Genomic DNA, 10,445 nt, shown 5'->3' on the forward strand with positions numbered 1-10,445 from the left:
TTGCCTCTACCGCAACCCCTCAGGATATTACAGCTTCTCGGCGTGGGCCTCGACCAGCTCGACGATGTGGTCGATCATGCCGGCATTGTCCTGCTTGTGGTGCGGCTTGCCGCCCATATAGATCATGCCCGCCCCTGCCCCGCCGCCGGTAAAGCCAACGTCGGTATAGAGCGCTTCGCCCGGGCCGTTGACGACACAGCCGATGATCGACAGCGACATTGGCTTGGTGATGTGCGCCAGCCGCTCTTCCAAAGTCGCCACCGTCTCGATGACGTTGAAACCCTGACGGGCGCATGACGGGCAGGCGATGATGTTGACGCCGCGGTGACGCAGGCCCAACGACTTCAGAAGGTCGAAGCCGACCTTGATCTCTTCGACCGGATCGGCAGCCAGCGACACGCGCACGGTATCACCGATCCCGGCCCACAAAAGATTGCCCAAACCGATGGCCGACTTGATCGTGCCGTTGCGCAAAGGCCCCGCTTCGGTCACGCCAATATGGAGCGGGCAGTCGATCGCATCGGCAAGCGCCGTATAGGCGGCGACGGTCAAAAAGACGTCCGATGCCTTCACCGAAATCTTGAATTCATGAAAGTCGTGGTCGCGCAGGATATTGGCGTGGAACAGGGCGCTTTCAACCATGGCCTCAGGGCACGGCTCGCCGTACTTTTCCATCAGGTCTTTTTCCAGCGAGCCGGCATTGACGCCTATGCGCATGGAACAGCCGTGGTCCTTGGCCGCCTGGACGACTTCGCGCACCCGGTCGGGCGAGCCGATATTGCCCGGATTGATGCGCAGGCAGGCGGCGCCGGCCTCGGCGGCTTCGATGGCGCGTTTGTAGTGGAAGTGGATGTCGGCGACGATCGGCACTTGCGCATGCTGGACGACGGTCTTCAGCGCCCGCGTTGAATCAACGTCAGGGCACGAGACGCGGACGATGTCCGCCCCCGCCTCTTCAAGCGCGCGGATCTGGGCCAAAGTCGCATCGGCATCCGAGGTCAGGGTATTGGTCATCGACTGCACCGAGATCGGCGCGTCGCCGCCCACCAGCACATTGCCCACGCGGATCTGACGGCTCTTGCGCCGCTCAATGGTGCGCCAGGGCCTGACGTGGGTATGATCGGTAACACTCATATCGCTATTCTTTACGAGTCTGGCTGTGGAGGTTGAGGCCTATATCGGCGCTCGTCGCGGCCATCGCAAGCCTTATTGCGCGCCTTCTGCGGTCGACGGCGGCACTTCCTGTGCCGAGGCAGATGCCGGGGCCGGCGCGGCGGCAGAAACCGGCCGCGACGGCGCATAGGGAATGGGTGCGGTATTGCGCGGCGCGGCGACCGGCTTTTGCGGCGCAGGCGCCGCGGTGCGATAGACGGTGCTGACGGCGCCTTGCGCCACCGACTGGGCATCGAGCTGCGCCGCCATCTGGGCCGCGCGCGCGTTCAGCTTGGCGACGGGCATCACATTGGCGTCCATCATTCCGGCATATTCGCCGTTATGGAAGACTTCGATGGCCGAGACGTCGGTAACATCGACCAGGGCATTTTGCAGGTCATTGAGCGGCAGGCGGTAGGATTCGCCCGCGCCGAGTTGCTGGACGAAATGGACCACGCCGTTCTTGCCGTCGTGGACGACCAGCAGCACGCTCTTCTTGGCCTGGATGGTGACGGCCGAATTGTCGGGCTCGGCGCCGTAGATGGCGCCCCGCGGATTGAATGCCTTGCGCGCCTGCAGAACATCGGTAACGGGAACCGGCGCGGCGCTGGCCTGGTTGCGCGCGGCCATCATAGAGGCGAATCCCTCTTCCAGCCCCGGCGTTGCATAGGGCGGCGGCACGTCCTGGTCCTGCGGAGCGGGCTGGGACTTGGTGACGTAGACGACGCCATCCCGGATCATCGGCACGCCCATGGACCAGGCCTGGTTGGCGAAGACCGTTTCGTTGTGCTTGCTGAAATCGATCGGTTTGCGCTGGAAGATGTTCCAGACCACGACGGCGGCAACCAGGCAGACAGCCGCCGTCAGATACAGGCGGTAGTTCGGCTTGACGTCTTCGAGCGACGCGCCTGACGGCGCCTGCAGGCGCGTATTGGCGTCCGTCACGTCGCGCTTGAACATGTCGGCCAGGGTTTCTTCGTCAAGGCCCAGCGCCTTGGCGTAGGCCTTGACGTAGCCGATGGCGAAGGCGCGCGGCGGCAGGACATCATAGGCCGCCTGTTCCAGCGCTTCGAGATAGCTTTGGCGCACGCGGGTCATTTCAGCCACCATCTCCAGCGACCAGCCCCGGGCTTCCCGGGTCGAACGCAGGATATCGGCCAGATCGAAACGGTCAGGAAGGTGGTCGCGCGCGTGCGAATAGGTCGATACGGCGCCACGATAGATGCCCTCGTAAGGCTCGTCCTCGATTACGTTGATGGTATCGTTGGTCATAGCCGTTCCGCAATCGCCCCGTTCGACAGAACCATAAGGCAGGCCAAGAAGCAACCGCCGCACGTCCCCGCGCGGCGCTCCGGACGCTATTTTTTCCAGGGCCAGGTGAAGCTCGCGCTCCCGCCTTGCGTTCCGTTTCGGGGCACGCGGGACGGCATGCCCGCGAAGGTTGCTCTTCAGGTCAACTCGGGCTAAGAGAGCCTGTTGCCCCACCGCCCCTTCGTGGCTTTCGGATTGGACTTCGCGCATGCCCGCCGCCTTTGACGATTTGTGGATTGGCCAGGTTGCCTCGATCGGCGCCGGCGTGGTTTCCGAAGAAGATCTCAAGAACTTCTGCAAGACCTATGCCCCAAGCTGGAACCCGGACGACGGCCTGCCCGACTCGCTCATCTTCGCCTTCTGGTCGAAGCTGGAAACTGAAGCGGCGGCGAACTGGCCGCAAACCAAGCGCCTGGCGGTCGACGCCCTGCGCTGGATGCGCAACCCGCCCGCTGGCGAGCTGCTGAAGTGCCGCCTGACCATCATGGGCAAGGACGCGGTCGGCGATGCCAAGGGCGTCGTCATCGCCCAGCATGACGTTCTCGACGAAGCCGGACGACTGGTCTTCTCGTGCCTGACGCGCTCGGTGTTCCAGCGCAATCCGATGGCACCGACCGAGTAATCAACCTCAAAACCTATTTCTGGATTGCCGGAAACCCGCGACGCGTGACGTAGCCGCGTTCCGTTTCCGACAGGGTACCGCCAGCATACCAGGCCGCCGTCAGCATGGCCATCTTCCAGCCGCGCATGTCGTAATGCATGCCGAACTTCGCCTCGAAGCCCCCCTTCTCCGGACGGTCCATCAATTCGTAGATGTCGATGTCCTCGATCGTCACATAGGTCTGGGTCGTCAGGTAGGTCAGGGTGTTGTTCAGACTCTTGTTGCAGGTTTCAACCAGGGTTCCTGCCCAGATGTTCTGGTACAGCGGATCGTAGATCTCGCCACAGTTGACCTCATTGAACTGGACCGGGCGCTTGTACGTGGCCAGCTTCTGGAACAGGTTGAAAGTTCCCCAGTAGTTATGGGGATTGGTGCCGAGGCGCTCGTAATAGTGATACGAGATGACCTCGTACTTCACGCCTTTCGACGCCATGAAGTCAAGAAAGCCAAAATGGGTCGAGGTCGTGTTCAGCGTCCGGCGCAGCTTCAGGCCATTGTCGGCATTGATCTTGTCGATGGCGTCCGAAGCCCCCTTGAGCACCATCGCCCAGTCGTTCATCAGCGGCGTATTGAATTCTGCCGCGGTCGTGCCCTTGCCCCACAGCGACTGGCCGCTGGAATTCTTGACCAGGACATTCAGCTCATTGCCGAGCTCGTAGTCGGTGATGTCGTACCTGAACGCATTGACGAAGGCGTAGGTGCGATCATAGCCCTGTCGGTACAGCGCCGCAGAGTCACCCTTGGGGTACCTGCCGTAATCCGTGCGGTCGCCAAAGGCAAAAGGGAAGATCAGCAGAGGCCGCAGGACGATGCCGTGCGACCTGGCCTGCCGCTGCATCATCTGGACCATGCCTACGCGGTATGGATCCGTGTCGGCTGTCAGGTTGGCGTTGAAGCGATAGCGCTTCAGACCGCGGTACTGCATCAGGTCGAAATAGGATTTGATGACCGCTTCATCGCGGCTGGCGGGGCCGACCGTCCCGATGGCCGGGCCGGCCTTAGCGATATTTGCCGCCCCTGTAAAACCAAGCACAAAAAAAAGACACGCCAAAAGAGACGACAGTACAGATTTACGCATACAGGTTACTTTGTTCCAATGAGTGAGGCGCACAATAAAAAATGCGTACAGCCGACGGCCATGCGCAACGTTTTTCAATCCAATCATTTTCCTGAGGCCCACTCGACAATGCGTCGCTTCGCGATCTTGCATCGTTACAGGAATTTTATGTAATTTTAATAATATATATGTTGAAAAAAAGGCGTATTTTACAAATACGGCCCATCGCAATCATACGCCTCGCACGCGAAAAATCCTGTTGTTATTCAACCATTTGAGTCGGACCAGACAGGCGATGCGCAGATGATCGCTCAGCCGCCGCCGCAATTTGACCATAATCACCCAACGAAAAAGGCCCTGGCGCCGCCAGAGCCTTTATCACTATTGCTCGCACTTTTCGAAAAGCGCTCGCTCTTATCAGCAGTTATTACTGGACCGGCTGAGCGGTGGCATTGCGCTCGATCGTCATGGCGATCAGCTTGTCCCAGGCCAGCAGCGAGTTCAGGTGGGCGTAGATGTGGGTCAGGGCGCCGTTGTCGCGCAGCTCAACCAGCTTTTCGCCCGACAGTTCGTTGAGGACCTTTTCGTCGACAGCGAAGTATTCGGCGATCTTTTGCGGCTCGCCCGGCGTACCGTCCGGATTTTGCGGGCGGTACAGGGTTTCGCGCGGCGACAGCAGGTTCAGCTCACGCAGCAAGCCGACAAAGCTTTCGGTGCGGCGGCGCTCGGTTTCGAAGTCCGTGCAGAACTGCATGGCATTTTCGACGAACGGCGTGGCCTTGCCGTTTTCAAAGAAGGGCACGTCCGGGTTCGAACGGGCAACCATCGATGCATTGGTATCGACGCAGAGAATCATGCGCTCTTCACGCTCATCGTTCGCAAAGACGAACGGATAGCGGCGGGCAAAGGCCGGCAGGTAGGCGTCCGGCTTGAAGACGCCTTCGCCCGAGACAAATACGTTCTGGCCGGCCGACAGGCCCATGGCCGCGACGGGCATGTAGTTTTCGCCGATGAAGACGATCGGGTAGCTCAGCGACGCGGCCGGGAATTCGGCGACGGTCAGCGGAACGACATTGGTTTCGGCGACGAAGGCGTGCGGCGTGGCCGTCGCACTGATGCCCATGGTGCCGTGCGTGTCCGGGCTCAGCGGCTCCGGGTTCTGGTAGAAGAGGACGTTTCCTGTCAGCGTTGCGTCGTTGTTCTGTTCTTGTGCCATGGTACTTCGAGAGGAGTTAGAAAAAACGAGCCTCGCTTCTACCGCAAGCCATAGGCGCGGGCAAGTCACGTAACGGAATTAGCGAGGACGCGAGCAAAGCTCGCTGTTTTTTGCGCTCAAATGGCGCGCGGCCTCGCGCAAACGTGCGCGACGTGCGGTCGCACTTGCCGAAGCAAGGCTTCGGAGGGACTGCCCCTAGAAGCTGTAGTTCACCCCTGCACGCAAGGACCGGCCGGCCCCAACCACGAAATCCTTGGTCGCCGAGGTCGCCTCGCGGATTTCGGCATCGCCGGCATTACGCACCTCCGCGAACAGGCTCAGGCCGGGCTTGATCCGGTAGGAGGTAAACAGATTGACCATGGTATATCCCTCGGTCGGTGTTTCCATTTCCGCCAGCCGGTCGTCGCGCGCGGCCACCGCGCGGACCTCGATGTGACTGCGCCACGCCTCGCCATCGCTCTCCAGCCGTGCGGTCAGCGACTGCGGCGGGATGCGGGCGATCGGCCCCAGGTCCGAAGACCCGCGCACGTAATCGTAAGCCAGGTTCAGGCTGATCGTCTGCTTGCGCCAGTCGAACAGGCGCGTATCGGCTTCCAGTTCGACGCCCCAGATATCGGCATCGGTCTGGACATACTGGAAGACAGGCATGCCGTCCTCTTCCGCCCTCGTGGGCTTGAGGTCGATGAAGTTGTCGAAACGGCTGGCATAGAGATGGGCGTCAATCTGGAAGCGGTTATGTTCGTCGACCATCAGATGCCCGGTAAACTCAAGCGACTGTCCCACCTCGGTATCGAAGTTCGGATTACCGACGACAAACTGCACCGTCGCCATATGCGGCCCATTGGCCAGCAGTTCGGCATCCGACGGTGCGCGCTCCGACCGCGTCAGGCTGACCCCGGCAAAGGCATGGTGCGATGGCCGGTAGAAAGCGCCCAACGACGCCGACAGCGCGTCGAAGTCACGCGCGAAACCCGCCGAAGTCAGTTCAGTGCGGTCGACACGCGCGCCACCCTCGACACCCCAGTTGCCGCTGTCGTAGCGATACTGCGCGAAAACCCCGGTCTGGCGGGTTTCAGTCGACGGGACGAAGGCTTCGTCGCCGATGGCTTCGAAATTGCGGTTAAGGCCGGTGATGCCAACCGTACCGCTGATCGGGCCTGCGCCATCGCGTACCAGGGTCAGGCGATACTCGCTGCCGTCCGACAGGAAGCGCGTGCCGGTCTCCTCGCCTTCGAACTCGGTATGCTCATAGTTGCTGTAGCCGGCGTCGGCCGTCAGGCGGTTAAACCCGGCGAAGGCCAGCTTGATGTCCGAGCGGAAGTCGTAGCGCGTCTGCTCGAGGCCGATCGATACGGGCCCCTCCTCTCCGGCCCCTTCATGAGAATGCCCCGGCACGCCATAGCGCGTATCGGTCTGCTTGACGCTTAAACCCGCGAAGCCGAAATCGCCAATCCACGACACGCCCGCGCCATAGCTTTCCAGATCGGTCGCGGAATTGTCCTGGACCTTCCGCGTGTCCGGCGCCTCGCCTTCCTGCTCGGTCAGGAAACGCGATTCCGGTCCCACCGGCGTATCGTAATCCTCGCTCTGGCGCTTCGCGTAGTCGAACGCGAAGACGAGCGCCCCCTTGCCCGCCTTGCCACCCACGCCCAGTTGCCTGCCGTCATCGACGGAAGACGCCTGCGCCGTTATCCGGCCTTCGAAACCATTGGCCGCCGGCGTGGAAGGGATACGGTCGTCAATGATGTTGACGATGCCGCCGATAGCGTTGCCACCATAGATCAGGGCCGAAGGACCGCGCAGGACCTCGATGCGGCGCGCCTCGAGAGGCTCAGTCGCGACCGCGTGGTCGGGCGACAGGGCCGATGCATCGACCGCACCCATGCCGTTGTTCAGCACCAGGACGCGAAAGCCCTCCAGACCACGAATAACCGGACGGCTGGCGCCCGGCGCGAAGCTGGTCGAGCGGATGCCCGGCAGGTAGGCCAGCATATCGCCCAGCCCCTGCGCCGGCTTTTCGGCGATTTCGGCGCGGTTGAGGACGTCGACGCTGGACATGACCGCATCCTTTTTCACCGCATAGCCGCGCCCGGTAATCACGACCTCCCCGCCGCCTGCAGGCTGAACAGCGGCAATGGCCGGACAGAAGGCAAACACGGTGGACAGCGCGAAGAGAGAGGCGGAAGCGGATAGTCGCGACATGACAAAACCTTTGGTGATAAGCGATGGCGATTTGTTATGTAATAATATAACGCCAGTCAAGCCCTTCTGATATATTATTACACTGTGAAGTCTTGGTGCATTTCAGAACCTCCTGTTGCGAAAAGCCGTAACGCGCCTTACCTTGGAGTCATGAGTCACGCCTGCGCCCACCACGACCACGATCATCATCGCCCCGCCGATACTCCCGCGCGGCTGGCGGAAGCGGAGGCCCTGTGCACAGAGGCCGGTGAGCGCATGACCTCGGCGCGCCTGCGGACCTATGAGCTGGTGCTTGCCGCGGGCGGGCCGATCAAGGCCTATGACGTCATCGATCGCTTCCATCCCGACGGCGCAGCCAAGCCGCCAACCGTCTATCGCGCCCTTGGCTTCCTCGAGCAGATGGGACTGATCCACCGCATCGAAAGCCTGAACGCCTTCGTTGCCTGCGGCGCACACGATCACAAACATACAGCCGGCTTCCTGCTATGCGACTGTTGCGGACGCAGTGTCGAAATCGCTATACCGAACGTGGCCGATATCGAAGCCAGTGCGCAGACGGCCGGTTTCAAGGTTTCACACATCACCATGGAAGCGCGCGGCCTCTGCCAGGCCTGCAGTCAGGAATAGGCGTGCAGCGGCGATTAGCCGCACGCCCTTCGCACCTGCGGAAATCGCTTGCATGTGATCACGGTTGATTTAGACATCGTTGCCACTGAGTTATTGCGTTTGTAACCGACTCGCGGATGTCTGAACGCATCTGCCCCAGCGCGCGATCTGCCCACGAATGCCTGCTCCAAACTCGACGACCGCAGCCACACTCCAGATGATCGACCCGGCGTCGCTGCGCCATATCCTGGAGCAGCACGCCCTGTTCAAGGCCAATCGTCCCGGCGGCCGCATCGCCAACCTGTCCTATATCGACCTGACGGAAATGAAGCTGGAAGGCGTCGATCTTAGCGACGCCAACCTGACCGGCGCGCGTCTCTATGGTGCTTCCTTGCGCGACTCGATCTTCCTGCGCGCCAACATGTTCGGGTGTGATCTGCGCAATGCCGACCTGCGCTTTGCCCGCCTCGACCGCGCCGACCTGCGCGGGGCGTGCCTGCGCGGCGCCAACCTGTCGGCCGCCTCACTCATCGGCGCGGACCTCCGCGAAGGCCAGATCGCCTTCAAGGACGACAAGCAGGGTCTGCGCCTGATGAAGCATGAAAAGCGCCCCGGCGAGCTCGACTACGCCATCCTCAGCGGCGCGGATCTGTCCGGCGCGCGTCTGAACGGCGCCATGGCCGTATCAACCGACTTCAGCGACGCCAACCTGTCCGGTGCGGTCATGAGCCAGGCCAAGCTGCGCAAGGCCAATCTCAACGGCGCCATGATCAATGGCGCAGACCTGTCGGGTGCAGACGTGACGGGCGCCACCATGCGCGGCGCCATCATGGTCGATACGATGACCGGCGGCTGCAACCTCAAGGAAGCCGATACCGCCGACATGCTGGAAGCGCCGGTCGCCGTCTTTATCGACGACCAGCCTCTTGATCTGCTCCTGTCCGAGCACGAGCAATGGGTGAGGACCGGCGGGACCGCCGGCGCACGTCACAGCTTTGCCGGCGTCGATTTCCGCCTTGTCAAGGTAATGGAGGGACGCGGCCTGTCGACGCTCGATGCATCCGAGGCCGTCTTCTTCGGCATGGACCTGAGCGGCGCCGAGCTTCAAGGCGCCAATCTCGTCAATGCCGACCTGCGTCGCTGCAATCTCAAGGGGGCCGACCTGCGCGGAGCGCGGCTGCAGGGCGCCAAGCTGAACAATGCATGCCTCGAAGGCGCCAATCTCGGCCCGCTCGACCTAGGCGGCGGACGGCTGATCCGTAGCGACCTGACGGGTGCGAACCTTTGCCATGCCGATATCAGCCACGCGGACCTGACGCGCGCGCGCATAATCGCCGTCATCAACGACTATATGCGCGACAAGGGCACCAACTACACCCTGACCGAACGCGAATAACGGGTCCGCAAAGCCATGCGCAACAAGAAAGGCCGCGGCGAACCGCGGCCTTTCCCGTGACCGGTCATGTCTTCAAGTCTTAGTCTTATAGCATTTCCTAACGGCGAACCGGCGACCACTTCGCCGGGAAATGCTCTAGAACTTGTAGCGCAGGCCGAACTGGTAGCGCGAGTCAAGTTCCTGCGCGAAGTACATATTGGTCTTGTCGCGACCAAAATTACGGATGTGCGCCTTGTTGAGGTTCAGGCCCTCGAAGGTGGCCTGAAGCTTATCCGTGATCTGATAGTTGATCGAGGCGTCGATGGTGCCGAACGCTTCGGTGTACATCGGATCCGCCTGGGCGCCACCATTGCTGGCGATGATGAATTCATCGCGCCAGTTGTATGACACGCGGCCCGACCAGTTGCCCTTATCGTAGATGGCGGTCAGGTTGTAGGTGTTCGACAGGCCCAGCAGCGGGAATTGCAGCGTCCCCGGAGGCGCCGAGTTGTCGAAGCCGATATCACCATTGACCGTCGTCAGGCTGCCCGAAACACCGAAGCCCGTATCAGCGAAGAAGTGCTGGAAGGCGAATTCGAAGCCGTGCAGGTTGGCAGTCTTGTTGTTGACCGGAATATTGGTCTCGAACACGAACAGCGGGTCGTTGGCGTCAGCGACCAGATCGTAGGCCTTCAGCACCTGATCGACATAGGTCTGGTTCAGGTTGCCGCTGCCGTCCAGGTTAGCCTGGTAGTCCGCACGCGCCTGGTTTTGAGCCGTAGCCGAGTTGCTGCCGGTCTTGAGGTAGTGATCATACAGCGCCGTCATCGTGAACAGGTTCACGTCGGTCGTCGACTGGTTGATG

9 protein-coding genes are annotated in these 10,445 nt (G+C 61.5%); 3 read left to right on the forward strand and 6 right to left on the reverse strand.

The genetic code is table 11. The features are described from left to right. Nucleotides 1–27: 27 nt before the first annotated feature. Together ispG and AC1DON_RS11585 are read right to left on the reverse strand one after the other, a co-directional pair. Nucleotides 28–1,134 carry a flavodoxin-dependent (E)-4-hydroxy-3-methylbut-2-enyl-diphosphate synthase gene (ispG, locus tag AC1DON_RS11580; RefSeq protein WP_476934956.1) on the reverse strand — a complete coding sequence of 369 codons (1,107 nt, stop codon included), beginning with the start codon at nt 1,132–1,134 and terminating at the stop codon, nt 28–30. A gap of 72 nt (nt 1,135–1,206) precedes the next feature. After that, nucleotides 1,207–2,424, reverse strand: coding sequence for a helix-turn-helix domain-containing protein (locus AC1DON_RS11585; RefSeq protein WP_476934957.1), 1,218 nt, complete (start codon nt 2,422–2,424; stop codon nt 1,207–1,209). A 247-nt stretch (nt 2,425–2,671) separates the two neighbouring features. Between AC1DON_RS11585 and AC1DON_RS11590 the strand changes: the two genes are divergently transcribed. After that, entirely contained in the window at nt 2,672–3,085 is a 414-nt protein-coding gene (locus tag AC1DON_RS11590) for an acyl dehydratase (protein WP_476934958.1), read from the forward strand. 13 nt (nt 3,086–3,098) lie between these two features. Here the strand turns inward: AC1DON_RS11590 and AC1DON_RS11595 are convergent, their stop codons facing one another. The 3 genes from AC1DON_RS11595 to AC1DON_RS11605 all read right to left on the reverse strand — a co-directional run bounded on the left by AC1DON_RS11595 (nt 3,099) and on the right by AC1DON_RS11605 (nt 7,599). Continuing rightward, complete coding sequence (locus AC1DON_RS11595; RefSeq protein WP_476934959.1) at nt 3,099–4,202, reverse strand: hypothetical protein; 1,104 nt, start codon at nt 4,200–4,202, stop codon at nt 3,099–3,101. Nucleotides 4,203–4,608: 406 nt separating this feature from the next. After that, nucleotides 4,609–5,397: a SapC family protein gene (locus AC1DON_RS11600; RefSeq protein ID WP_476934960.1), complete on the reverse strand. Its 789-nt coding sequence runs from the start codon at nt 5,395–5,397 to the stop codon at nt 4,609–4,611. Between the two features lie 195 nt (nt 5,398–5,592). Continuing rightward, nucleotides 5,593–7,599 (reverse strand): TonB-dependent receptor domain-containing protein, encoded by a 2,007-nt coding sequence (locus AC1DON_RS11605; RefSeq protein ID WP_476934961.1) that lies wholly within the window; start codon nt 7,597–7,599, stop codon nt 5,593–5,595. Between the two features lie 150 nt (nt 7,600–7,749). Between AC1DON_RS11605 and AC1DON_RS11610 the strand changes: the two genes are divergently transcribed. Both AC1DON_RS11610 and AC1DON_RS11615 read left to right on the forward strand, forming a co-directional pair. Then, nucleotides 7,750–8,226 (forward strand): Fur family transcriptional regulator, encoded by a 477-nt coding sequence (locus AC1DON_RS11610; RefSeq protein ID WP_476934962.1) that lies wholly within the window; start codon nt 7,750–7,752, stop codon nt 8,224–8,226. Nucleotides 8,227–8,383: 157 nt separating this feature from the next. Further along, nucleotides 8,384–9,601 (forward strand): pentapeptide repeat-containing protein, encoded by a 1,218-nt coding sequence (locus AC1DON_RS11615; protein WP_476934963.1) that lies wholly within the window; start codon nt 8,384–8,386, stop codon nt 9,599–9,601. A 135-nt stretch (nt 9,602–9,736) separates the two neighbouring features. On the opposite strand, the gene AC1DON_RS11620 is transcribed toward AC1DON_RS11615, so the two are convergent. Then, nucleotides 9,737–10,445 (reverse strand): TonB-dependent receptor domain-containing protein (locus tag AC1DON_RS11620; RefSeq protein ID WP_476934964.1); only part of this gene is annotated, 709 nt, incomplete at its 5' end.

The organism is Asticcacaulis sp. P4_H10 (genome assembly GCF_056400965.1).